Raw genomic sequence first — 23,108 nt, 5'->3', positions numbered from 1 at the left:
ATGACGGCTACCCGCACGCCCGGCCTGCCCGCCATCGAGGACGGCCTGCTGATCTCCACCAGTCCGGCGACCGGGGCCGAGGCCGGCCGCGTACCCGTCTGCGACGAGAAAGCCGTGGCCGCGACCGTGGAACGGGCCGCCGCGGCCGGGCTGTGGTGGGCCGGGCTCGGTTTCGACGCTCGCAAGGTGCGGCTGCTACGGTGGCGGGCCCTGCTCACCGCGCGGATCGAGGAGCTGGCCGAGCTCACCCACGCCGAGACCGGCAAGCCCCGCACCGACGCGATCATGGAGACCGTCGCCGCGATCGAGCACATCGACTGGGCCGCCCGCAACGCCCGGCGGGTCCTCGGGCCGCGCCGCGTCGGGACCCGGGTGCTGGTCGCCGAGCACGTCGGTCACCTCGAGTACCAGCCGTACGGCGTGGTCGGCATCATCGGCCCCTGGAACTACCCGATCCTCACGCCGCTCGGCCCCGCGTCGGGCGCGCTGGCCGCCGGGAACGCCGTCGTGCTCAAGCCCAGTGAGTACACCCCGATGGTCGGCCAGTGGCTGGCGGACACGTTCGCCGAGGTCGTGCCGGAGCACCCGGTGCTGCAGACGGTGCACGGGCTCGGCGACGTCGGTGCCGCGCTGTGCCGCTCCGGCGTCGGCAAGATCGCGTTCACCGGGTCGACCGCCACGGCGAAGAAGGTCATGGCGGCGTGCGCCGAGAACCTCGTACCCGTGATCATCGAGGCCGGTGGCAAGGACGCGCTGATCGTCGACGCGGACGCGGACGTCGAGGCGGCGGCCGAGGCCGCGGTCTGGGGTGCGATGACCAACGCCGGGCAGACCTGCATCGGCATCGAGCGGGCCTACGCGGTGGCCCCGGTGTACGACGCGTTCGTGGCCGCCGTGGTCGCCAGGGCCGGCAAGCTGACGATGGGCGACGAGATCGGCCCGATGACCATGCCCGGCCAGATCGACGTGGTCCGGCGGCACATCGACGCCGCCCTCGCCGACGGTGGCCGGGCCGTGCTGGGCGGGGCCGGCGCGGTGCAGGCCCCCAGCGTCGCGCCGACCGTCCTGGTCGACGTCCCGGAGGACTCCGTCGCCGTCCGTGAGGAGACGTTCGGGCCCACCCTCACCATCGCCCGGGTCGCCGACGCCGACGAGGCACTGACCAGGGCCAACGCGCTTCCGTACGGCCTGGGCGGCGCCGTTTTCGGCAAGCAGAACGGCATCCGGATCGCCCGGCGGATGCGGGCCGGGATGGTCTCGGTCAACGCGACGCTGTCCTTCGTGGGCATGGCCGGCCTGCCGTTCGGCGGCGTCGGGGAATCCGGGTTCGGCCGCATCCACGGCGACGACGGCCTGCGCGAGTTCGGCCGGGCCAAGGCGATCACCGTGCGCCGTGCCCCCTCGCTGCTGCCCTCGATGACCTTCGAGCGCACCCCGGCCCAGGTCCGGCGCATCGTCAAGGCGGTCAAGCTGCTGTACGGCCGCCGCCCCTGAGCGGGCCTGTTAGCGTCGTCCCGTGCAACGATCAGCCATCGAGGTACGCGACCTCGCGGTGAGCTACGGCTCGACCCCGGTCCTGGTCGGCGTGAACCTGACCGTGCCGGTGGGCGTGGGTGTCTGCATCACCGGCGAGAACGGCATCGGCAAGTCCACCCTGCTGCGGTGCGTCTCCAGTCTGCAGCGCCCCGACGCGGGCGAGATCGAGGTCTTCGGCGGTCCGCCCGGATCCACCCCGGAGTTCTGGCGGGCCGTGGCGACCACCGTGGAGCCCCCGACGTGGTACCCGGGCCTGACCGCCCGCGAGCACGCCGAACTGGTCTGCCGCGCGCATGCCGCCGACCCGGACGACGCCGGCGTGGACGAGGCCCTGGAACGCTTCGGCCTCGCCGCGCACGCCGACGCGATCCCGCCGTCGCTGTCGTCGGGTCAGAAGCAGCGGCTCACGCTCGCGCTGGTGCTGCTGCGCCCGAGCAAGCTGCTGATCCTCGACGAGCCGGAGCAGCGCCTCGACGCCGCGGGCCGGGCCACCGTGGCCGCCATGATCGCCGAATACCTGGCCGGTGGCGGCAGCGTGCTGATGGCCAGCCACGACGACGACTTCGTCGCGGCCTCGGGCACCACCACGACCAGCATGACCGACCTCGGCGACGGGGTCGCGGTATGACCACCACCCCGGTCAGCGTGGGGGAGGTCCGCCGCTGGGTACGGCGCCGGCAGGCCGCCCACCTCGACCGCGGCGAGACGCTCGGCAACTTCTACTTCGCGCTGCTGTTCGTGGCGATCGTCGTCGGCATGCTGCACCGCCAGCTCGCCGTCGTCTTCTGGCCGGAAACCCCGAACGCGTCGCTGCTGGCCGGAGTCTCGATCATCACCGGCCTCGTCGGTGGCCTGTACCTCATGCTGCGCCGCCTCGGCCCGCTCGCGCTCAGTCGCCCGGCCTCGTCCTGGCTGCTCACCGCGCCGGTCAGCCGCCGGGCCCTGCTGCTGCCCTCGCTCGGCGCGGCGGTCGCCCTGGCCACCGTCGCGGGAGCGCTGGGCGCCCTCGCGATCATGGGCCACGTCGTGCACCGCCCGCTGCCGGACCAGGTCGCCCTGCTGCCCCTGCTCGGCGCGCTCGCCGCGATCGTCCTGCTGCTCGCCGCGCTCGCCGCCCAGGCCGGCCGGTGGTGGACGGACTGGTCGGACCACGCCGCGTACCTGCTGCTCGCGGCCGGACTGGCCGGGCTGGTCGCCGACTCGGCCAGCACCGCGCCCGCCGCGCCTGAGGGGTGGCCCCAGGCCCGGTTCGTGGTCCCGGCGGTGGTGACGCTCGCGCTGATCGCGGCCACCGCTGCGATCTTCGCGGTACGAGCCCTGGGGCGCACACCCAACGACCGCATCCTCGAAGCGGCGGTGACCGCCGGGACGCTCGCGGACTCGGCGTTCGGCGTGGAACCGTCGTTCGTCACGGACATGATCGAACGCCGGTACTGGGCCCGCCGGAAGCTCCGGTCGACGCGGCTGTGGCGGCGGGTTCCCGTACTCGTCGCTCACGATCTTGTCCTGCTCCGCCGTCGCCCCCGCCGGCTGTTGTGGCTGCTCGGCGGCGCGGGCCTGCCCGGCCTGTTCTCCACCGCGCCGGGCTGGCTGCTCGCCATCGCGATCCTGATCGGCGGCCTCGTCGCCGGCGGCGTGACCACCGCGAACATCCGCACCGACACCGGCAACCCGTGGATGCTGCGGATGCTCGGGCTCAGCTCCCGCGACGCGGTGCTGCAACGCGGTTACGTCCCGGCCGCGATCGCCGCGATCTGGTACGTCATCGCGCTGAGCCTGCTGCGGATCCTCGGCGACCTGCCGGCCGGCCCCTGGTGGGCCCTCGGCCTGGTGCTCGGCCCGGTCGGCGGGGTCGCCGCGGTCCGCAAGGCCCGCACCGGCTTCGTGGACAACGGCATGCTGCCGATCGACACCCCGATGGGCTCGATCGCGACCGGCCCGCTGATCGCCGCGTTCGCCGGCGTGGACGTCCTGATCGTCGGCATCCCCACGGTCGTCATGATCGCCACCGGTGAGCCGCTGACCTGGACCGGCATCCTGATCCAGGCCATCGTGGCCGGCCTGGCGATCCGCGCCTACCTGGCCGGCACGACCGCCCACGACCGCGTCGAGCTGTCCGCCCACTGAGCTACTTGCGCTCCATGCTCGGGTTCACGACCTCACGGACGATCAGCTGCACGGCCGCCACCATCGGGATCGCGACCAGCGCGCCCATGACCCCGAACAGCCCCACCCCGAGCAGCGCGGCGGTCACCGCGGCCACATCACTGACCTTCACCGACCGCCGCATGACGTTCGGATAGATCAGATAGTTCTCGATCTGCTGGTAGACGATGAAGAACACCACGCAGATGATCCCTGTGGTCAGCGAATCGGCCAGCCCGATCAGGCTCACGATCACCGCGCCCAGGGTCGCCCCGATCTGCGGAATAAGGTCACAGACAGCAACGACAACGGCCAGCGCGAACGGGTACGCCAATCCGACGACCACCGCGAACACCCACGTGCAGAGCCCGGCGAGCACGGCGATCGCCAGCGCCCCCACCATGTAGGCGCCGACCTTCGTCAGGATCTCGTCGGTGAGCAGCCGCACCCGGTTCCGCCGCGACGCGGGCACCAACGCGTACCCGGCCTTCTTGATCCGCTCGAACGACGCCATGAAATAGATCGTCAGCACAATGACGGTGAGCACGTTGAAAATCGTGCCGAACAGCAGTTTCGCCCCGCCGACTACACCGCCCAGAGCATTGGTGACGGTCCCGGCGTTGATGGCACTCTGCACCTTGTTCAAAATGTCGTAACGCTCGACCAGGTCACTGACCGCTTCATTGCGCTGCAGACTCTGGATGAACCCGGGCACGTTCTCGATCAGCTGTCCGGTCTGCGTGACCAGCGGCGGAATCAGCGCGACAACCCCACCGCAGAGCAAGGTGACGACGGTCAGCGCCATGACGGTGACAGCCAGCCAGCGCGGAAAGCCCCACCGCTGCATCCGGGTGATCGCCGGATTGAGCCCGATCGCCAGGAACAATGCGATGAAGATCAGGACCAGAATAGAGGCGGCATTCCGGACCCCGAGAAAAATCCCGTACGCGACAATGACGCCGAGGCCGCCGGTGAGCCCGACCAGAAAGGGGTTCCGCCGGTTCAGGGCCGGCCCCGGCTGCCCGAACTGCCCGCTCACCCTGGCCGGCTCCGGCAGCCCTCTGGCCGCGTCCTCCTCGGTCTCCACCGGGGTGTCCGCGTCGTCGGGTGGGACCTGGGGTCGGGGCTCTTCGGCCGTCACGGTGCATCTCCACACAGGATCAGGACGGTCACCGTCGGCGACGCGGGCTTCCTGGCGGCAATCTAATCGGGTTGCTGTTTCCTCGCTACCCGGCGCGGGTTGGCTTTCTCGCCCTGAGACGGTCGGGGGCCGGTTGAGAGCGTGCGATGCCTGTTCCTGGTCACCCCGGCCCCCGACCTTGCATGCGAGCTTGCTGCCGGCTTCGGATTCTGGTTACCGGCGCCCTGGGTGCTTGGCTGGGCTTGGGTGGTCACCTTGCGGTTTTATGGTTCGTGCTGCCGCGCTGTGGTTCTTGCCGGTAAGCAGGCCTGAGCGGCCCGTCCTCCCGACCTGCGGTCCCTCGCGGCCGGTTGGGCCTTATGGTCGGCGGTCAAGCGCGGCCTGCTTCCGCACGGTCTGTTTCCCGTGCGGCCTGCTGTTCAGGGTTGTCCCTGTTCAGGGTTGTCCCAGTCCTGGGCGGGCCTTTCTTCGCAGCCCGCTTTTGTCGGTTTCCCGGCTTTTGTCAATCAATCTGCTTTCGCCGGCGTGGGGAGCAGTCGACCCGCCGGGTGGGTGGGCCGGGTTCGTAAACCTGGTGACGGCCGGGGGGTGGGCTGGCGATGATGGCCGGGTGGAGACGGTTGAGGTTGTTGTTGCTCATCGGGAGCGGGCGACCCTGCGGGTCGGGGATGTTTTTCTGAAGGTCGATGGTGATCAGGCTCGACTTGATGTCGAGGTCGCGGCGATGGCCCTGGCGCCCGTTCCCACTCCGGAGGTGCTGTGGCGGAAGCCGCCTGCGCTGGCGATTGCCGCTGTTCGTGGGACGGCGCTCGGGGTTCTTGGTGAGCCGTCGCTCGCGTCGGCGGGGGCGTGGGCTGCCGCGGGTGCTGCCGTACGGACGCTGCATGAGGCGCCGTTACCGCCTTGGCCGGGGCGGAGTCTCGACGAGATCGCATCTGATCTTGATCGTGAGTGTGCGTTGCTGGTGGCGGGCGGGGTTCTTCCCGCCGAGGTGGTGGTGCGTAACCGCCAGGTTGCCGAGGTCGCGCTCCGGCCCTGGATGCCGGTGTTCACGCATGGAGACTTGCAGATCACCCATGTTTTTGTCGACGGCGACGAGGTCACCGGCGTGATCGACTGGTCGGAGGCGTCCCGGGGGGATGCCCTGTACGACCTTGCCGTCCTGACGCTCGGGCACGAGGAACGGCTCGGCGACCTGCTCGCCGGCTACGGCTCCGATGTCGACCTTGACGTGATCCGTGGGTGGTGGTCGCTGCGGAGCCTGCTGGTGGTTCGCTGGCTGATCGAGAACGGCTTCGACCCGGCCTCACCCGGTTGCGAGTTCGACGTGCTGAGGGCCCGGATGTGATTCTGCTCGACCGCGATCTCCGGGCAGATCCCGCTGCGCCGCGCCGCCCGGCCAGAGGAGATAGCCGAGGCAGCCACGTGGCTGCTCAGCGACCGGGCCTGCTTCGTAACCGGGGCGGTGCTCCCCGTCACCGGCGGCGGCCACGTCTGACCGGGCGAGGCTAGAACTCGATCTCCACCAGCGGGCTGCCTTCGAGCCAGCTCTCGAGGCTGCCGGCCCAGTCCAGGCCCGGCACGATCTCGCCGAGGATCGTGGCCCGCTCGGTGGGGTCGGTCACCAGCCGCCCGTGTACCAAGAGGTCCCGGTCCTTCAGGTGGATCGTGAAAGCCTGGTTCGCCACCAGGTTCGCGTACCAGTCGCGGGCCCCCGGGCTGCCGGTCAGCCAGTACCGTCCGGCCGCCCGGTAGCGCCAGGTCTCGATCCGGCTGGGCCGCCCGCTCCGGCGCCCGGTCGTGGTGATCTCCACGGTCTGCTGCCGGTCCAGCGCGTCGCGCGCTTCGTCCATCTCCGTCATACCGGCATGCTGCACCCTCAAGCGGGCTTCACCTCAAGGCTTCAGTAGCCCAGGTTGACGTGCGCCCGGTGGTGCTCCGCCTTCTCGATGAGGTCGACGAAGCCGAGCGCGTAGTCCGGCCCGGAGATGGCGCCACCGCCCGCGGGCTGGACCGCGACGTCGTCGCCGACCCGGTAGCGACCGAGCCGCTCGCCGGGCGTGTGGGCCCCGAAGCCGGCCGCCGGGCTCACGAAGACCCAGTCCAGGCCGGCGGGGGTGGCCGGCAGGTCCTCGCTCACCAGTGCCGCCGCGGTGGTGAGCTCATGGTGATACTCGGCGGGAGCATGGCTGAGATCCGTGACGAACCGGTCCGCCCCGGCCGCGGGCCGCAACGACGAGAAACCGCCGACAACGTAGAGCTGCGCACCGGCGGCCTCGACCAAGCGCCCGACGGTGCGGTAGACGTCGCGGAAGCTGTTCGCGAGCGGCCCACGCGGGGCAAGCGCCCCGACGACGACATCCGCACCCGCGATGACCGAGGACAAATCCGCCTCGTCGCCGGCGTCACCCTGGACGTAGGTCACGCCAGGGACCCGAACCTCAGGAAGCGTACGGCTGAACGACGTGACCTGATGGCCACGCCCGGCGGCCTCCGCGACGATGGCCGAACCGGCATACCCGGTGCCGCCGAGAACGATGATGCGGGACGTGAGGTGCCCTCCCAAATCCGTGGCGCCCGTGTCGGCGCCTTAGTTACTGTAGGAGACCAGCTATCCGTACGAAAGTAGGCACTTTGTGGTAACCACCCAGGTGGAAGCGCCTCTCCTCACAAGTCCCTACCAGGCAGACTGCCCAGCCCGCCGCATCCTCGACCGCATCGGCGACCGCTGGACCGTGCTCATCGTCGGCGTCCTGGCCGACGGCGACGCCCGCTTCTCGGAACTGAAGAGGCGCATCGAGGGAGTCAGCCAGAAAATGCTGACCCAGACCCTCCGAGCCCTGGAACGAGACGGCCTCGTACGCCGCACCGTGTACCCCGAGGTCCCCGCCCGCGTCGAATACGCCCTGACCGAAGCGGGCCGAACCTTGTGCGAGCCACTGCGTGCACTCCAGGAATGGTCCATGACCCACCTGGCCCAGGTATCAACATCCCAGCAGGCCTACGACCAGCACAATCAGCAGGCCGAAGGGGCGTTGCCCGATGGTCGGCCTGACCGGTGAGGTGCGCGGACTCCTTGGACGCGCACCCGCCCGCCGGGCCAGATACCGGCCGGCGTTCTGTTGAGCCGTTTGCGGTTCGGTGATCTCGGATCATGACCTCACTGGGCCCGGCGCCTCCGGGAACCCCGGCCTGCTCGCCAGACCTCGACAACAGCCTGGGAGCTCAGCGCCGCCGCGGCAGCGCTCGACCAGCGTTCCAGTGGTCAGCGCAAACCGGCATGAGCTGTACTCGGGTGGATGGGCGTTTCCGTCGGCACCGTTCAACTGGTCGCTGTACCTGTTCTATGGTGGTGACATCCGGCAGGGTGAGCTCTCATGGCTGCGCGGTCAGGTCGAGCAGCTCGCCGAAATGGCACCTGTGGACGGGGACGACGACTGGCCTACGGGGTTGTTCGTCGTTACGGCCGAAGAGCGCGACGGTGCTCAGATGTGGCAGGTCCGTGAGGCTACCGTCACGGAGCTGCCTGCCCCCGGCCTGTCCTGGCTCGGCCAGTGAGCCACCCGATTGGTTCCGTTGCCACCGATGCCACGGCCATCGGCGATTCCGGAGATCGGCCGGGTCCGCAGGTTGACCACCCGGCATGATCGACGCACCCGGTCAGATGGGTCAGGCGGAGACCTTGAACTCGGTGACTTTCGTCGGGGTCACCCGAACGATCAGCCGCTTGATCTCGGCCGGCTCGGGCGGGTTGGCGTCAGCGTCGCCCAGGTAGCGCTCCGCCAGCCGGGTCGGCAGCGTCTTCGCCGGGTCATCGAGCAGTTCCGCGAAGCCGCGGATGTCGACGGAGTGGTACGGGTTGGCGCGGTCGGACACCGTGAGGCTGATCCGCGGATCACGGGCGAGATTGCGGGCCTTGAGCTTGTCGGCGGTCACGGAGATGAAGACGGCGTCGCCGTCGCGCAGGTACCAGACGGTGGACGTGTGCGGAGCGCCGCTGGCGGTCAGCGTAGCCACGACGGCGAAATTGGGTCCATCGAGGAGCGTCAGCGTACTGTCATCGAAGACGGTCACCAAATCAGTCTGACACAGATAATCCGCTTCGGTCCATTATCGGCGCGAGGCCGACGGAGAGCGGCATCCCGCTGCTCGTAACGGCCGACGGTCAGCCCTGCCGACGCGACCGGACAGCTCATTGCAGCCGCCGATCTCCCGGCTGCTCGGCCGTGATCAGGTGCACTGATCAGCGCACCCAGCGTGCCGGTGGCCGGCGTTGAAGATCCACGGCTGGGTACCGGTTCTCGCAAATACCTTCGCTCGGGACGCCGACAAGAAGCCAAAAATCGTGAACATCTAGCGCCCGGTCCGCGAACGAAGCCAAGGTGGATGCCAACATCCGCGCCCGGTTGGGATGTGGTGATGACCTCAGCGCGCCCGTGAGCGAGGCCCTGACCCACGCGGCTGGCGGTGCCTGCCAAGGGGCCGTCCGGCATGGCCGGCGGCTGAGGGCCGTGCGCCCGACGAGGGCGTAGGCGAAGGCGAAGGCGAAGGCGAAGGCCTAAGAGTGCCGATTCCCCCGACCGATGGGCTGTCGGCTTACGTGCCCGACCGGGGTGCGGCTTACGGTACCGATGGGCTGTCGCTTAGTGGCCGACAGGGTGTGGTCGATGGCTGTCGGCTCACGCGGCAGGCGAGGAGCGGGCTTACCTGTCCGGCGAGGTGTGGGCTGAGGGTGCCGATTCCGTGACCGTCGAAGGCGTAGGCACGGGGCGAAGCCCAACGCAACCGGCGAGGTGCGCCGCGCGCCCCACCACTCAGGCCGGCCGGCCAGACCGGCTGACCGGCAAGAACCGCAGCGCGGCAGCACGAACCAGAAAACCGCAAGGTGACCACCCAGGCCGAGCCAAGCACCCAGGGCGCCGGTAACCAAAATCCGGAGCCGGCAGCAAGCCCGACCGTCCAGGGTGAGAAAGCCCAACCCACGAAGCCAAAGCCCGAAGTCGAACAGCGCGCCCCCACCAGGGAAGGCGCGCTGCGATAAAGAAACCGGAGGATCAGTCCGCGTCGACGCCGACCCGGCTGGAAGGCCGAGCCGTAACCTTCGCCGAAGCGGTCACCTTTTGCGGGCTCGTGTCTTTTTTGTCGCCAACCTGCTGAGCCGGCGCACTGGCCTGAGGCGCCACCGAAGCCGTGCCGGTCACCGTGCCGGTAGCGGGCTCCGGCGCGGAAACGGTGGACGAGCTGGGTGCAGACGCCGTGCCGGTCGCCTTGTCAGCAGTCGGCGCGCTCACCGTGCTGGCAGCCGGCGCCGAAGCCGTCCCGGTAGCGGTCCCCGCCCCGGACGTCGAACCCGCAGTCGAAGCCGGAGCGGAAGCAGGCTCGGCAGCAGCGGCGGAGGCAGCAGCGGCGGGTGCAGCGGCAGCCGGGGAGGTGGTAGCCGGGGCGTCGGCGGCGAGGGAGGCGGCGACCGGGGCTACCTCGGCCGCTGAGGTCGGGTAGTCGTCCTCGTCGTCCTCGTCGTCGTCCGGGTTGGGGGAGGCGGCTGCGGCGAGGACCGCGGCCGCGGCCAGCTCGGCGACGCGCTTGGCTTCCTTCTGGACCTGGCGGCGGACCTCGGTGGCGCGGCGTTCGGCGGCGGCTCCGGCTCGCTTGGCTTCCTCGACGTGCACGAGTTCGGTCTCGAGCTGCTTCTGGACCTCGGCGAGGCGGCTCTGGACCTGGTCGGCGTCGGTTTCGGCCCGGGCGGCGCGGGCGGTGGCGTCGGCGACCTTGCGCTCGGCCTCGGCGAGGTTGGCCTCGGCGGTTTGGAGGTCGCGGGCGGCCTTGGCGATCTTCTCCTGCTGGGTGGCGATCTCCTTGCGGACCGCGGTGGCCTGCTCGTCGGAGCGGCGCAGGATTTCCTCGGCGTACTTGTCGGCCTCGCTGCGCAGGTCGGCGCACTGCTTGTCGGCGGCCGCGCGCATGGTGTCGAGTTCCTTCTGGAGCTCGTCGCGGCGCTGGCCGACCTCGCGTTCGAGGGCGGTACGGACCTGGGCCTGTTCCTGGTCGGCGTCCTCGCGGAGCTTGCCGATGTCGCGCTGGGTCTTGTCGCGCAGCGCCTTGATCTCCTGGTCTGCCTGGACCCGGGTGGATTTGGCGTAGCCGTCGGCCTCGGAGCGCAGGCGCTGGATCTCGGCGTTGGTGTGCTCGGTGAGCTGCTGGGCCTCGGCGCGGGCGCGGGTGAGGGCCGCTTCCGCCTCGGACCGGGTCTGCTCGGCGGACTGCCGGGTGGCGGTGAGGGCCTTGTCGGCCTCGGCGCGGCGGCCGGCGTCGGCCTTCTCCGCCTCGGCGCGGCGGGCGGCGAGGGCGACCTCGAAGTCACGGATGCCGTCGTGGGCGTGGGCCTCGGACTCGGCGCGGATCCGCTGGGCGTGGGTCTCGGCCTCGGCGCGGATGCGTTCGGCTTCGGCGAGTCGGGCGGCGATGTCGTCGGTGGCGGAGTTCTTGATGTCCGCGGCGACTTCTTCGGCCTTGGTGAGGATTTCCTCGACCTTGGGCCCGAGGTGGCGGAACGAGACCTCGGCGCCGAGGCCGGGCGCGCGGCGGGCCTGGGACAGCTCCTGCTGGAGCCGGTCGATCTGGCCCATCATGGCCTGGTTCTGCAGCTGCGCGTTGTCACGTTCGCCGATGAGGGTGGCGATCTCGGTCTCGGCCCGGGCGACGTACCGCTCGACCTGTTTCTTCTCGTAACCCCGCAGGGCGGTCTCGAAGCTGGGCTCCGGTGGATTGCCTCCACCGAGACCGAAGATTTCCCCGCCGTGCGACATGCTTTCCATCCTCACATACGCATCGTCCCGCGACGTGTCGTTACACACCGGCCCGGCGGGACTGGGCGTCTGGTTGCGTTTTCCCCCATCCGTCCGAAACCGGCGGTTGGGATATTTGTCAGTTTCTCAGGCTACGCGCCGGAAGCGAACGGGCCGTACCGGATGATCTCCGGCACGGCCCGCTCCTGCGTCTCGTCGCGGCCGCCCGGTCCTCTAACCGTTGCCTACCCGCTGGGGTGGCGCAACCGGGGGCCGAGGTGGCGAATGACTCAGCTGGACTTGGCGACGGCCCCGGCGGCGTCCGCGTCCTGGTCGGTGCGTTGCGCCGGGGTCTCCGCCGCTTTCACCGGCTGGGCGACGGGCTGCGGCGCGGGCTGGGGGGCGGCGGGCTGGGTGGCGGGCTGGGCCACAGCGGCTGCCGCGGCAGCGGCGCCGACGGTCGGGACCAGGCCGGACAGGCCGGAGAGCATCTGGCCGAGCTGGTTGGTGACCTGGTCCTTCTGGCGGGTCAGGTCGTCGACCTCGCGCTTGGCGGTCTGCGTGGTGTGCTCGGCTTCCTGGCGGGCGTCGGTGAGCAGGCGCTGGGCCTCGGCGCGGGCCTCGGTGACCGTCTTGTCGGCGAGGGCGCGGGCCTTCTCGACCGTCTCGACGGAGTGCCGCTCGGACTCGAGGCGGCGGTTCTCGGCGCGCTGCTCGATCTCCTTGGCGCGGTCCTCGGCGGCGCGAGCGCGCTCCTCGGCCTCGGAGACCATCTTCTGCGTCGCGTTGACCTGGGCGGCGTGCCGCTCGGACTCCTCGCGCTCGGCCTTCTCGCGGCGCTCGGCGATCTCGACGGCCAGGGACTGCAGGTCGTTGTCCCGCTTGTCGCGGGCGTCGGTCAGCAGCTTGGTGGCCTCGGCGCGCTTCTCCTCGGCGTCGCGGGCCGTCTTGGCGCGCAGCTGGGTGATCTCGCGCTCGGCGGTGGCGCGCAGCGAGGCGACCTCGCGTTCCACGGTCGACTTCAGCTCGGCGACCTCGTGCGCGGTGACCGTACGCAACTGCTTGGTCTCGCGGTCGGCGTCGGAGCGCAGCGTGTCGGCCTCGCGGCGGGCCTGGACCCGGGCCTCGGCGGCCTCGCGCTCGGCGTGCGTGCGGAGCTGCCCGGCCTCGCGCTCGGCGGTCGCCTTCATGGCGGCGGCCTCGGCGCGGGCCTTGTCGGTGATCTCGCGTGCTTCGAGCCGAGCCGCGGAGAGGATGCCCTCGGACTCCCGCTTGGCCTCGCTGCGGTGATCGTTCGCCTGTTCCTCGGCCAGCCGCAGGATCTGCTCGACCCGGGTGCCCAGCCCGGAGAGTGTCGGTCTGTTGTTCTCCTCGAGGAGCTTGTTGCTGTCGGCCAGCTTCTGCTCGAGGGCGCTCAGCCGCTGCTCGGCCTGCCGCAGGCGGCGCTGCGCGTCGTTCATCCGCTGCTCGGCCTCACCGCGGGCCTGCTCGGACTGGTTCAGCGCGGCGACCAGCCGGCCGAGGTGGGCGTCCACCTGTCCGCGGTCGTATCCACGCAGGACCACAGTGAAGTCGTGCTGTGAGTTTGCGGTTTCGAAGAACGCGAGATTGGCATCCTGCTGCTGGGGCATTGCGACATACTGGCAGACCCCCCAGGGGGCACCGCAAGAGCGTACGGGCCGGGTCTTGCGCCCTGAGATCAGCTTCGCCCTGCCCGCCGAGGCCCGATGTCGGCCTTTCGGTCAGCGCTCACGCGGTAGGGCCGTACGCTGCCACGGCACCGCTAGCTGCTGTACAGCCCGAGTGCGGAAGATCGTCTCACAGCGGCATGGTACGGCGCTCCGCGATGTCCTGAGATCCTGCCAGTCCGGGGCGGTGCCGTCAGGATGTTTCACCCCCAAGGCTGACGAATCAGGCGGGCTCCACCAATTCCACCAGCACCCCGCCGGCGTCCTTGGGGTGCACGAAGTTGATCCGGGAGCCGGCCGTGCCCCGTCGCGGCGTGTCGTACAGCAGGCGCAGGCCGCGGGCCCGCAGCGCGTCGCTCGTCGCTTCGACGTCCGCGACCGTGTACGCGAGTTGCTGCAGCCCCGGCCCGTTGCGGTCGAGGAACTTGGCGATCGCCGAGTCGGGTCGCAGCGGCGCCAGGAGCTGGATGCGGGCTCCCGTACCGTCCGGGCCGGCGGTGATCATCGCCTCGCGGACGCCCTGTTCCTCGTTCGTCTCCTCGTGCACGCAGTGCATGCCGAACGCCGACGAGTAGAAGGCGAGCGCCTCGTCCAGATCCGCCACGGCGATGCCGACGTGATCGACGCGGAGCAATCCCACCGCTGGTAGAGAGTCCATGTCGGAGAGTGTGCCACCCTTGCTTCCGAGATCCCGCTAGGCTTACCTAACCATCGTTAAGGCCGTCGATACGCGAACCGGTGCTATCAGAGTCTGGAGCCCCTCAGTGACCTCGGTGATCGTCAGCGGTGCCCGTACCCCCATGGGCCGGCTTCTCGGCAACCTCAAGAACCTCCCGGCGACCGCGCTCGGCGGTCATGCCATCGCGGCCGCGCTGGAGCGCTCCGGTGTGCGCCCCGACCAGGTGCAATACGTGATCATGGGGCAGGTGCTGCAGGCCGGCGCCGGTCAGATCACCGCCCGGCAGGCCGCGGTGGCCGCCGGCATCCCGATGAGCACCCCGGCGGTGACCGTCAACAAGGTGTGCCTCTCGGGCCTCGACGCGATCGCGCTCGCCGACCAGCTGATCCGGGCCGGCGAGTTCGACATCGTGGTGGCCGGTGGCATGGAGTCGATGACCAACGCCCCGCACCTGCTCCTGGGCCAGCGGCAGGGCAAGAAGTACGGCGACATCCTGGTCCGCGACCACACGGCGTACGACGGTCTGATGGATCCCTGGGCGGGCGTCTCCATGGGTGAGTCGACCGAGCGCAGTGGCCGTGACCTGGGCATCACCCGCGCCGAGCAGGACGCGTTCGCCGCGCTCAGCCACCAGCGGGCCGCCGCCGCCCAGCGGGAGGGCCGGTTCGCCGCCGAGATCGTGCCGGTCCCGGCCGGGCAGCGCGGTTCCGACAGGCAGATCGACGTCGACGAGGGCGTGCGGCCGGACGCGACCGCCGAGTCGCTGGGTGGGTTGCGGCCCGCGTTCGACAAGGACGGCACGATCACCGCCGGGAGCGCGTCACCGATCTCCGACGGTGCCGCCGCGGTCGTGGTGATGAGCCGGGCCAAGGCCGAGGAGCTGGGGCTGACCTGGCTGGCCGAGATCGGCGCGCACGGCAACGTGGCCGGCCCGGACAGCTCGCTGCAGGCACAGCCGGCTAACGCGATCCGGCACGCGCTGGGCAAGGCCGGGCTGGGCGTCGACGACCTGGACCTGATCGAGATGAACGAGGCGTTCGCGCAGGTGGTCATCCATTCGATGCGTGAGCTCAAGGTCGACGAGGCGATCGTCAACGTCAACGGCGGTGCGATCGCGCTGGGTCACCCGATCGGCATGTCCGGCGCCCGGCTGGTCCTGACGCTGGCGATGGAGCTCAAGCGGCGCGGTGGCGGCACCGGCGCGGCGGCGCTGTGCGGCGGTGGCGGTCAGGGCGATGCCCTGATCATCAGGGTACCGTCCGGGGCATGAGCAAAGGCCGCGACGTCCCGGCGCTGGTCGCCGGGGCTCGGGCCGGCGACGCCCGCTCGGTCGCCCGGCTGATCAGCATGGTGGAGGACGGCGATCCCCGGTTGCGGGAGGTCGCCGCCGCGCTCGCGCCGTCCGCCGGGACGGCCCAGATCGTGGGCCTGACCGGCTCGCCCGGCGTGGGCAAGTCCACCACCACGAACGAACTGGTCCGCGCGCTGCGGGTGGCCGGGCACCGGGTGGGGGTGCTGGCGGTCGACCCGTCGAGCCCGTTCACCGGCGGGGCGATCCTCGGTGACCGGATCCGGATGCAGGAGCACACCACCGATCCCGGCGTCTACATCCGGTCCATGTCGAGCCGGGGTCAGCTCGGCGGGCTGGCCGCGGCGACACCGCAGGCGGTCCGGGTGCTGGAGGGCGCCGGCTGCGACATCGTGCTGATCGAGACCGTGGGTGTGGGGCAGGCCGAGGTCGAGATCGCGTCGCTGGCCGACACCACGCTGGTGCTGCTCGCGCCCGGCATGGGTGACGCGATCCAGGCGGTGAAGGCGGGCATCCTGGAGATCGCCGACGTCTTCGTGGTCAACAAGGCGGACCGGCCCGGTGCCGACGCTACGTACCGTGACATCCAGGGGATGCTGGGCCTGGGCGAGCGGGGTCCCGGCGACTGGCGCCCGCAGGTGGTGCGCGCGACCGCGGTCAAGAACGAAGGCATCGACGACGTGCTGGCCGCGATCGCCAAGCATCGGGCCTGGCTGGATGAGTCGGGCCGGCTGCGCGCGGCCCACGAGCACCGGGCCGCCGTCGAGGTCGAGGCGATCGCGCTGGGCACGCTGCGTGCGCGCATGGGCAACCTTCGCGACGGTACGGGTCTGAGCGCGCTCGCCGCCCGGGTCGCGGACGGTACGACCGACCCGTACTCGGCCGCCGAGGCGTTACTGGCCGAACTCGGCCTCTGAGCGCGACCAGGTGAGTTCGCCGGTGGCCAGGTCGTCCACCAGCCCGGCGAGCCAGGCCACCTCGGCGCGCAGCATCGCCGCCCGGTACTCGTCCTCGATCAGGAACAGACGGGGCAGCCCGGGGGGCGCCTGGGACTCGATCTCCGCGAGCTTCTCCCGCTGTGCCGCGATCCGGCGGTCGAGGAGTTCGCGCACCTCGGTGGGGGTGAGCACCGCGATGAACGCGAGGGCGGCCGGGAATTCCGGGAACTCCCGGGCCGGCGCCGGCAGCGCGCCGATCAGCCAGTCGCGCAGCGTCTCCTCGCCGGCGCCGGTGATCTGATAGACGGTGCGTTCCGGGCGCCCGGCCTCCCGGGTGGTGCCGCCGGGCCGGGCCAGGCCGTCCCGGACCAGGCGGTCCAGGGCCTGGTAGACGCTGTTGCGCTGGGCGACGTTGACCAGTTGGTCCTGCCCGCGCTCCTTGATCATCTGCTGCATCCGGTACGGGTGCATGGGCGCTTCGCTCAGCAAGGCCAGCAACACCATCGCCAGCGGGGAGCGACGGGTCGCGGCGGCACTCATGGTCCACAGCCTAAGGGGCTTGCCGATTCTTAGTCATAAGATGCATAGTCATGTCATGACTAAGACTGCAGTGGTGGCCGGTGGTGGCATCGCGGGGACCGTGGCCGCCCTGGCCCTGCACCGGGCCGGCTACGCGCCGCGGATCTACGAGGCCCACGAGCGCGGCGCCGACGAGCGTGGCGCGTTCCTGACGGTGGCGGTCAACGGCCTCAACGCGCTGCGCGACCTCGGGCTCGACCCCGCGGCGATCCTGGCCGAGGGCTACCCGACCCCGCTCATGCGGCTGCTGGGGGCGTCCGGGCAGCTGCTCGCCGATCTCCCGCTGGGCGGTCCGGAACCGGACGGGACGGTGACCACGACCATCCGCCGGGCCGACCTCTACGTGGCGTTGCGCGCGTGCGCCGAGGCGGCCGGGATCCCGATCGAATACGGCAAACGGCTGCTCACCGCCACCCCGGACGGCTCCGGCGTCAGCGTCGGGTTCGCCGACGGGAGCGGGGCCGGGGGTGATCTGCTCGTCGGGGCGGACGGGCTGCACTCCCGTACCCGTCAGGTGCTGGATCCGGGCGCACCCGGCCCGCGCTATCTGGGTCTGCTCAACGCCGGCGGGTTCTCCGCCGGGCCGGTCCCGGACGCCCCCGAGCCCGGGGTGATGCGGATGGCGTTCGGCCGGCGGGCGTTCCTCGGCTGGTCGGCGGCGCCGGACGGGTCCGTGTGGTGGTTCGCCAACCCGGCCCGCCGGACACCGGTCGCCGCGGGGGAGTTCACCGCGGCGAGCTGGCGTGCCCACCTGCTGGAGCTGGTCGCGGACGACCCACCGCCGGCGCGGCGGCTGATCGAGGCGAGCGACGAGGTGCTCGGGCCGTGGAACACCTGGGACGTGCCGCGGCTGCCGGTGTGGCACGACGACCGGATCGTGCTCGTGGGGGACGCCGCGCACGCCGTCTCGCCCTCGTCCGGGCAGGGGGCGTCCATGGCGATCGAGGACGCGGTGACCCTGGGCCGGTGCCTCGAGCGCTGTTCCGACGTGCCGGCCGCGCTCACCGCGTACCAGAGGCTTCGTCGTCCTCGGGTGGAAAAGGTCGTCGCCTACGGCAAGCGGAGCGGGAGCACGAAGACGGCGGGCCCGGTGGGCGCCCGGATCCGGGACGCGATGACGCCGATGATCATGCGGATGCTGTACCGCAAGGGCAATCCGCAGGCCTGGATCCTGGATCACCGGGTTATGTGAAACCTCAAGCTGAGCGAAAGTCCGCCGATGGGCGGTGCATGGCTCAGCAACGGGCGTTGCGCCGTGATCCCTTGCTGATCGCGCTCGTGGTGCTGATCCTGGTCTCGTTCTCCGGCTTCGTGCTGCGCCGGGCTCCGGCCGGCGCGCAGGTCGCCGTCTTCTGGCTGCTGATGGCCGGCGTGCAGGGCTTCTTCGCGGTGACGTCGTGGCGGGTGGCGAACGGCATCCGGCGGGTCGCCACCCAGCGGCGCGCGGAGGTGGACCGGGTCCGCGCCGGCCGCCGGATGTGGCGGCTCTTCAGCGCGGCCGGCGGCGTGCTCGTGCTCGGCAACGTGATCCAGCTGGGCGTGGTCACCCGCGACGCGACCTCGTTCGACGCGGTGGCCGGTTCGACCGCGCAGGTCGTCTCGATCCTGGCCGGCATCGCGCTGATGATCGCCGGACTGCTCGGGTACCCGCTCGGTGGCACCGGCCGCTCCGAACGGCTGCGACTGCGCATCGACGTGGCCACCGTCATGGCCGCGGCGGCGACGTTCGGGCTGTGGGTCCTCCGGATCCCCGCGGGGCCGCACGACCTGACCTGGGCGCTCACGCTGGCGGCCTCCGCGCTGGTCCAGCCGGGCCTGTTCCTGGTGGCGATCTTCGCGGTGGTCCGGATGATGCTGGGCGGCCGGTCGCCGTTCACGCCGGCCGCCGGGGCCGTCTACGGCGTGGCGGCGGTGCTGCAGACGGTGCTGCAGGCCGTGCCGATCCCGATGTATCTCGACCCGGGCGCCATGCCGTGGCTCTTCGCCGGGAACGTGGCCGGCAGCGGGCTCATCGCGATCGGCGCGCGGGTCCAGGAGCTCCAGGCCCGGGCCGCCACCATCGCTCCGGGCGCCGCCACCACCGGGCCGGGGGCCGCCACGGCGGACCGGCCCTACAGCCCGATGCCGTACGGCGCGATGGCCGCGGTCTGGTGCCTGACCTTCACCGTCCTGGTGATGGACGGGCTGACCTGGCGTTCCTGGCTCGTGGTGGGTGGCGCGGCGGTGACCACGGCGCTGGTGACGGCCCGGCAGATCGCCGCCTTCCGGCACATCGGCGAGCTGCTGCGCGAGCGTGACGAGCTGACCGCCCGGCTGACCGACCTGGCGTACCACGACTCGCTGACCGGGCTCGGCAACCGCGGCCTGTTCATGCGGCGGCTGCACGAGGCGCTGGCTGTGGGCGCGGTCACCGTGTACCTGATCGATCTGGACGACTTCAAGCCGATCAACGACGCGTACGGCCACGCCACCGGCGACCAGCTGCTGATCCAGGTCGCCGAGCGGTTACGCGCCTGCGTGCGGACCGGTGACCTGGTGGCCCGGCTCGGTGGCGACGAGTTCGCCGTGCTGGTCGAGGACCTGCCGCCGGAGCGCCGGACCGCGGTGGCGGACGATCTGACGCTCGCCCTGCACGGCACGCTCCGGATCGGTCCCGCCGAGGTCGCCCTGTCCGCGAGCGTCGGCATGGCCACCGGGCGCCACGGTGAGCACGACCCGGACAGCCTGCTGCACGAGGCCGACATGGCGATGTACGCGACCAAGGACGCCCGGCGCGAACTTCTGGCCTGAATTGAGAAGCATCGTTGTTCTGCCAGGGTTGGACGGCGGAAATGCCTGGTAACGTGGCCGCCCTCTGACCGGGAGGATCATGCGATGCGTTCGACGATCTGTGCCCTAGCCACCATTGGTCTGCTCACCATCGGCAGCCTGACGGCCTGCACCGAGGACAACGGTGCCGGAGGCGGGTCGGGGGACAAGGTCCGGGCGGACGGCACCGGCACGATCGGGGTGATCCTGCCCGACACCGAGTCGTCCCAGCGCTGGGGGACCGACGATCCCAAGCTGCTCAAGGCCGCGTTCGCGGCGGCCGGGGTGCCGGCCGTCATCCAGAACGCCGAGGGCGACACGGACAAGTTCAAGAGCATCGCGGACACCATGATCGCCGGTGGCGCGAAGGTGCTGATGATCGTCAGCCTCGACGCCGAGTCCGGCAAGGCCGTGATCGACAAGGCCAAGTCGATCGGGATCAAGACGATCGACTACGACCGGCTCACCCTCAACGGCGGCGCCGACTACTACGTCAGCTTCGACAACACCGCGGTCGGCGACCTGCAGGGCAAGGGGCTGGCCCGGTGCCTCACCGAGCGGCAGGTGACGCTGCCCAAGATCGCCTATCTCAACGGCTCGCCCTCCGACAACAACGCCACCCTGTTCAAGGACGGGTACGACTCGTTCCTGGAACCGCGGTACGCCCAGGGTGAGTACCTGAAGGGCCCGGACCAGTCGGTCGACGACTGGGACGCGGCCCTGGGCGGCACGATCTTCCGCGAGATGTGGAGCCAGACCGGCGGCACCATCGGCGGCGTGCTGGCCGCCAACGACGGCCTCGCCGAGGCGGCCATCACCGTGCTGCGCGAGAACAAGAAGAACGGTGTCGTGCCGGTGACCGGCCAGGACGCCACGGTGGCCGGCCTGCAGAACATCCTCGCCGACGACCAGTGCATGACGGTCTACAAGCCGATCAAGAAGGAGGCGGACGCGGCCGCCGACCTGGCCATCAAGCTCTTCAAGGGGCAGGACGCGGTGGCCGAGGAGCGGGTCAAGGACCCCGAGTCCGGTGCGTTCGTCCCGGCGGTGCTCGAGGTTCCGCAGGCCATCTTCAAGGCCGACGTGGTGTCGGTGATCAAGGACGGCTTCGTCGAGAAGAAGGCGGTGTGCGCGGGCCGGTTCGCCGACCTCTGCGCGCCGAACGGCATCAACTAGGCGCGCCTCACCCGGCGTTTCTCCGAAGGTCGGCCGCGTTCCGGCCGACAAGTGCGGTGGTAGCTGGAGCCGTACTGGGGAGAGATATGCGTCGCCGCCTTCGCACTTTCGCGTGGCTGACGTTCGCGCTCGTCCAGGCGGCTCTGCTGGCCTTCCCCGCCCACGCGGTCCTGATCTACAGCCTCTGCATGATGGCGGCGACCGGGTCCGGTGCCGTGCTGCACGCGGTCTTCGCGGTGCGCAGCCGCGGGCACGCGCGCCGGGTCTGGACCCTCACCACGATCGGCGTCGCCTGCTGGGCGTACGCCGAGTTCTCGGTCGGGCTGACCGGCGTCGCCACCGGTGAGGAGCTCTCCCTGGGGCCGCCGGCCACCGTGCTGTCGCTCTCGGCGTTCGGGTTCGCGGTCGCCGGCATGCTCAGCATCCCCATCGCCCCGCGCGGTGCCGGTGGCAAGATCCGGATGATCTTCGACGGGCTGGTCGCCGCGTGCGCGCTCATGGGTGCGGCGTGGCTGGTCCTGCTCGACCCGCTCACCGAGGCCGCCGGCGAGTCGTCGGCGCTGCTCGACCTCACCTACCCGGTGCTGGCCGCGGGTGTCCTCGCCATCGCCCTGGTACTGCTCAGCGGCCGGTCGCCGCGCCGGCTCAGCGCGATGACCGTGGTCACCGGCGGCGTGGTCCTGCTGACGGTGTCCCTGCTCGCCGAGGTCTTCGGTGACCTGTTCGGCGCCGGGTGGTCTCGGCCGCTGGTGTTCGGCGGGTTCATCGCGGCGGCCGGTCTGCTCGGCTCCGCGCCGCTGTTCCCGCTGCCCCGCGGCGAGGAACGCACGTGGGCGCCGTCGAGCCGGTTCGGCCACGTCATGCCGTACCTGCCGGTCGTGGTGTTCGTCGGGGTGGGCCTCACGTACGTGCTGCTCGGCCGCCCGTTCGACACCGAGTCCCAGCTCGCCGTGGTCCTCATGGTGGGCGTCGTCTTCGGCCGGCAGTTCGTCGAGCTGCGGCTCAACACCGCGCTCAGCCGGAGCCTGGTGCGCGAGCGCGAGCGGTTCGCCCACGACGCGGCGCACGACACGCTGACCGGGCTCGCCAACCGGGCCCGGCTCACCGCCGAACTCGCCCGGGAGCCGATCTCCGCGCTGCTGCTCGTCGACCTGGACGGGTTCAAGGCGGTCAACGACACGTTCGGCCACGCCACCGGCGACGAGCTGCTGATCATCGTGGCGCAGCGGCTGCGGGAGGCCTCCGGGGAGGAGGCGCTGCCGGCCCGGCTCGGCGGCGACGAGTTCGCGGTGCTGGTCCGCCGCGGCGACGTCGACTACGCCCGGGCGCTGGCCCGCGGCATCCTCGACCGGCTCAGCGAGCCCGGCCTGCCCGCCGCGGTCGGCGCCAGCATCGGCATCGCGGTCGCCACCGCCACCGACCGCGACCAGCTCCTGCACGAGGCCGACATGGCCATGTACGAGGCGAAGAACAACGGCAAGGGCACCTACAAGGTGTACGACCGCGAGCTCGCCGCGCTCGCCGAGCAGCGCCGGCGGCTCCAGGCCGAACTCGCCGTCGCGCTCGCCGAGGGACAGCTGTTCGTCGCGTACCAGCCGGTGGTGGACCTCGCCAGCGGCGCCTCGCACGCCGCCGAGGCGCTGGTCCGCTGGCAGCACCCGGTGCGGGGACCGATCGCGCCCGACGACTTCCTGCCCGCCGCCGAGGACGCCGGACTGCTCGTGGAGATCGACCGGTGGGTGCTCCAGGCGGCCGCCACGCAACTCGCGCAGTGGCGGCAGATCGATCCCGCGTACACGATCGCGGTGAATCTCTCGGTGGCCTATCTGGTCTCCGGGCGGGTCGTCGAGGACGTCCGGCAGGCGTTGCTCGAGCACGGCCTGCCCGGCAACTCGCTGACCGTCGAGGTGACCGAGTCTTCCCTGATCGCCGACCTGGACGCGGCCGCCACCACGCTGCGCGAGGTCAAGGCGCTCGGCGTACGGATCTCCCTCGACGACTTCGGCGTCGGCTACTCGTCGCTGACGTACCTGCGCAAACTCCCGGTCGACGTGGTGAAGATCGACCGCTCGTTCGTGCGCGAACTGGCCTGGGACAACAAGGCCAAGGTGCTGTTCAAGGCGGTGCTCGACCTGGTGCACGCGCTCGGGCTGACCTGCGTCGCCGAGGGCGTCGAGGAGCCCCGCCAGCTCGGCCAGCTGCTGGCCATGGGCTGTGCCCGCGGTCAGGGCTATCTGTTCTCACCGCCGGTGACCGCCGACCTCGTCCAGATCGGTCCGCATCGGCCGAGGGCGCGCATGACGGCCTCCTCGAATACTTAGCGA

Annotated in this window: 21 protein-coding genes; 13 read left to right on the top strand and 8 right to left on the bottom strand. The window is 71.0% G+C overall.

Annotated features, from left to right (window positions below; genetic code table 11):
• Genes ACIA6A_RS04905 through ACIA6A_RS04895 form a run of 3 tightly spaced genes read left to right on the top strand, consistent with a single transcriptional unit; the run spans position 1 to position 3,663 of the window.
• Positions 1-1,494 (top strand): aldehyde dehydrogenase family protein, encoded by a 1,494-nt coding sequence (locus ACIA6A_RS04905; protein WP_396096049.1) that lies wholly within the window; start codon positions 1-3, stop codon positions 1,492-1,494.
• A 22-nt stretch (positions 1,495-1,516) separates the two neighbouring features.
• Positions 1,517-2,164, top strand: a complete 648-nt coding sequence (locus tag ACIA6A_RS04900; RefSeq protein ID WP_396096048.1) for an ATP-binding cassette domain-containing protein — start codon at positions 1,517-1,519, stop codon at positions 2,162-2,164.
• Positions 2,161-3,663 (top strand): DUF6297 family protein, encoded by a 1,503-nt coding sequence (locus ACIA6A_RS04895; protein WP_396096047.1) that lies wholly within the window; start codon positions 2,161-2,163, stop codon positions 3,661-3,663. The genes ACIA6A_RS04900 and ACIA6A_RS04895 overlap by 4 nt, the downstream gene beginning before the upstream one ends.
• Position 3,664: 1 nt before the next feature.
• On the opposite strand, the gene ACIA6A_RS04890 is transcribed toward ACIA6A_RS04895, so the two are convergent.
• Positions 3,665-4,837, bottom strand: coding sequence for an AI-2E family transporter (locus ACIA6A_RS04890; protein WP_396096046.1), 1,173 nt, complete (start codon positions 4,835-4,837; stop codon positions 3,665-3,667).
• 595 nt (positions 4,838-5,432) lie between these two features.
• Here ACIA6A_RS04890 and ACIA6A_RS04885 point away from each other — a divergent pair.
• Positions 5,433-6,170 carry an aminoglycoside phosphotransferase family protein gene (locus tag ACIA6A_RS04885; protein WP_396096045.1) on the top strand — a complete coding sequence of 246 codons (738 nt, stop codon included), beginning with the start codon at positions 5,433-5,435 and terminating at the stop codon, positions 6,168-6,170.
• A gap of 15 nt (positions 6,171-6,185) precedes the next feature.
• Positions 6,186-6,320, top strand: coding sequence for an SDR family oxidoreductase (locus ACIA6A_RS04880; RefSeq protein WP_396096455.1), 135 nt, complete (start codon positions 6,186-6,188; stop codon positions 6,318-6,320).
• 10 nt (positions 6,321-6,330) lie between these two features.
• On the opposite strand, the gene ACIA6A_RS04875 is transcribed toward ACIA6A_RS04880, so the two are convergent.
• Together ACIA6A_RS04875 and ACIA6A_RS04870 are read right to left on the bottom strand one after the other, a co-directional pair.
• Entirely contained in the window at positions 6,331-6,684 is a 354-nt protein-coding gene (locus tag ACIA6A_RS04875) for a nitroreductase/quinone reductase family protein (protein ID WP_396096044.1), read from the bottom strand.
• A 41-nt stretch (positions 6,685-6,725) separates the two neighbouring features.
• The gene (locus tag ACIA6A_RS04870) at positions 6,726-7,388 is read right to left on the bottom strand and encodes an NAD(P)-dependent oxidoreductase (protein ID WP_396096043.1); all 663 of its coding nucleotides are present in this window, start codon (positions 7,386-7,388) and stop codon (positions 6,726-6,728) included.
• Between the two features lie 70 nt (positions 7,389-7,458).
• Here ACIA6A_RS04870 and ACIA6A_RS04865 point away from each other — a divergent pair, with 70 nt between their 5' ends.
• Positions 7,459-7,884, top strand: a complete 426-nt coding sequence (locus tag ACIA6A_RS04865; protein WP_396096042.1) for a winged helix-turn-helix transcriptional regulator — start codon at positions 7,459-7,461, stop codon at positions 7,882-7,884.
• A gap of 199 nt (positions 7,885-8,083) precedes the next feature.
• The gene (locus ACIA6A_RS04860) at positions 8,084-8,380 is read left to right on the top strand and encodes a hypothetical protein (protein WP_396096041.1); all 297 of its coding nucleotides are present in this window, start codon (positions 8,084-8,086) and stop codon (positions 8,378-8,380) included.
• A 111-nt stretch (positions 8,381-8,491) separates the two neighbouring features.
• On the opposite strand, the gene ACIA6A_RS04855 is transcribed toward ACIA6A_RS04860, so the two are convergent.
• The 4 genes from ACIA6A_RS04855 to mce form a co-directional block, all read right to left on the bottom strand.
• Positions 8,492-8,896 (bottom strand): PPOX class F420-dependent oxidoreductase, encoded by a 405-nt coding sequence (locus tag ACIA6A_RS04855; protein ID WP_396096040.1) that lies wholly within the window; start codon positions 8,894-8,896, stop codon positions 8,492-8,494.
• Between the two features lie 980 nt (positions 8,897-9,876).
• On the bottom strand, positions 9,877-11,637 hold the full coding sequence (locus tag ACIA6A_RS04850) for a Laminin subunit beta-1 (protein ID WP_396096454.1): 1,761 nt from the start codon (positions 11,635-11,637) through the stop codon (positions 9,877-9,879).
• Between the two features lie 260 nt (positions 11,638-11,897).
• Positions 11,898-13,238, bottom strand: a complete 1,341-nt coding sequence (locus tag ACIA6A_RS04845) for a DivIVA domain-containing protein (protein WP_396096039.1) — start codon at positions 13,236-13,238, stop codon at positions 11,898-11,900.
• Between the two features lie 280 nt (positions 13,239-13,518).
• Positions 13,519-13,953, bottom strand: coding sequence for a methylmalonyl-CoA epimerase (mce, locus tag ACIA6A_RS04840; RefSeq protein ID WP_396096038.1), 435 nt, complete (start codon positions 13,951-13,953; stop codon positions 13,519-13,521).
• A 106-nt stretch (positions 13,954-14,059) separates the two neighbouring features.
• Here mce and ACIA6A_RS04835 point away from each other — a divergent pair, with 106 nt between their 5' ends.
• Positions 14,060-15,244: an acetyl-CoA C-acetyltransferase gene (locus ACIA6A_RS04835; protein ID WP_396096037.1), complete on the top strand. Its 1,185-nt coding sequence runs from the start codon at positions 14,060-14,062 to the stop codon at positions 15,242-15,244.
• Complete coding sequence (gene meaB / locus ACIA6A_RS04830; protein ID WP_396096036.1) at positions 15,241-16,200, top strand: methylmalonyl Co-A mutase-associated GTPase MeaB; 960 nt, start codon at positions 15,241-15,243, stop codon at positions 16,198-16,200. Before ACIA6A_RS04835 ends, meaB begins: the two co-directional genes overlap by 4 nt.
• Here the strand turns inward: meaB and ACIA6A_RS04825 are convergent.
• The gene (locus ACIA6A_RS04825) at positions 16,177-16,761 is read right to left on the bottom strand and encodes a PadR family transcriptional regulator (RefSeq protein WP_396096035.1); all 585 of its coding nucleotides are present in this window, start codon (positions 16,759-16,761) and stop codon (positions 16,177-16,179) included. The two genes, meaB and ACIA6A_RS04825, sit on opposite strands and share 24 nt — an antisense overlap.
• Positions 16,762-16,816: 55 nt before the next feature.
• Between ACIA6A_RS04825 and ACIA6A_RS04820 the strand changes: the two genes are divergently transcribed.
• The 4 genes from ACIA6A_RS04820 to ACIA6A_RS04805 all read left to right on the top strand — a co-directional run bounded on the left by ACIA6A_RS04820 (position 16,817) and on the right by ACIA6A_RS04805 (position 23,105).
• Entirely contained in the window at positions 16,817-17,992 is a 1,176-nt protein-coding gene (locus tag ACIA6A_RS04820; RefSeq protein WP_396096034.1) for an FAD-dependent oxidoreductase, read from the top strand.
• Between the two features lie 38 nt (positions 17,993-18,030).
• Positions 18,031-19,590: a diguanylate cyclase domain-containing protein gene (locus tag ACIA6A_RS04815; RefSeq protein ID WP_396096033.1), complete on the top strand. Its 1,560-nt coding sequence runs from the start codon at positions 18,031-18,033 to the stop codon at positions 19,588-19,590.
• Positions 19,591-19,674: 84 nt separating this feature from the next.
• The gene (locus ACIA6A_RS04810) at positions 19,675-20,784 is read left to right on the top strand and encodes a sugar ABC transporter substrate-binding protein (RefSeq protein WP_396096032.1); all 1,110 of its coding nucleotides are present in this window, start codon (positions 19,675-19,677) and stop codon (positions 20,782-20,784) included.
• An 86-nt stretch (positions 20,785-20,870) separates the two neighbouring features.
• The gene (locus tag ACIA6A_RS04805; protein WP_396096031.1) at positions 20,871-23,105 is read left to right on the top strand and encodes a putative bifunctional diguanylate cyclase/phosphodiesterase; all 2,235 of its coding nucleotides are present in this window, start codon (positions 20,871-20,873) and stop codon (positions 23,103-23,105) included.
• Positions 23,106-23,108: the final 3 nt, after the last annotated feature.

This window comes from Actinoplanes sp. NPDC051494, from assembly GCF_044454705.1.
Taxonomy (GTDB): domain Bacteria; phylum Actinomycetota; class Actinomycetes; order Mycobacteriales; family Micromonosporaceae; genus Actinoplanes.
This window is presented reverse-complemented; position numbering and strand designations above follow the sequence as displayed.

Excerpts from the sequence above, each read along its gene's own strand:
- mce (WP_396096038.1), bottom strand. The coding sequence starts at position 13,953 with ATGGACTCTCTACCAGCGGTGGGATTGCTCCGCGTCGATCACGTCGGC.
- ACIA6A_RS04850 (WP_396096454.1), bottom strand. The coding sequence starts at position 11,637 with ATGGAAAGCATGTCGCACGGCGGGGAAATCTTCGGTCTCGGTGGAGGC.
- ACIA6A_RS04805 (WP_396096031.1), top strand. The coding sequence starts at position 20,871 with ATGCGTCGCCGCCTTCGCACTTTCGCGTGGCTGACGTTCGCGCTCGTC.
- ACIA6A_RS04875 (WP_396096044.1), bottom strand. The coding sequence starts at position 6,684 with ATGACGGAGATGGACGAAGCGCGCGACGCGCTGGACCGGCAGCAGACC.
- ACIA6A_RS04845 (WP_396096039.1), bottom strand. The coding sequence starts at position 13,238 with ATGCCCCAGCAGCAGGATGCCAATCTCGCGTTCTTCGAAACCGCAAAC.
- ACIA6A_RS04815 (WP_396096033.1), top strand. The coding sequence starts at position 18,031 with ATGGCTCAGCAACGGGCGTTGCGCCGTGATCCCTTGCTGATCGCGCTC.
- ACIA6A_RS04810 (WP_396096032.1), top strand. The coding sequence starts at position 19,675 with ATGCGTTCGACGATCTGTGCCCTAGCCACCATTGGTCTGCTCACCATC.
- ACIA6A_RS04825 (WP_396096035.1), bottom strand. The coding sequence starts at position 16,761 with ATGAGTGCCGCCGCGACCCGTCGCTCCCCGCTGGCGATGGTGTTGCTG.
- ACIA6A_RS04895 (WP_396096047.1), top strand. The coding sequence starts at position 2,161 with ATGACCACCACCCCGGTCAGCGTGGGGGAGGTCCGCCGCTGGGTACGG.
- meaB (WP_396096036.1), top strand. The coding sequence starts at position 15,241 with ATGAGCAAAGGCCGCGACGTCCCGGCGCTGGTCGCCGGGGCTCGGGCC.
- ACIA6A_RS04820 (WP_396096034.1), top strand. The coding sequence starts at position 16,817 with ATGACTAAGACTGCAGTGGTGGCCGGTGGTGGCATCGCGGGGACCGTG.
- ACIA6A_RS04905 (WP_396096049.1), top strand. The coding sequence starts at position 1 with ATGACGGCTACCCGCACGCCCGGCCTGCCCGCCATCGAGGACGGCCTG.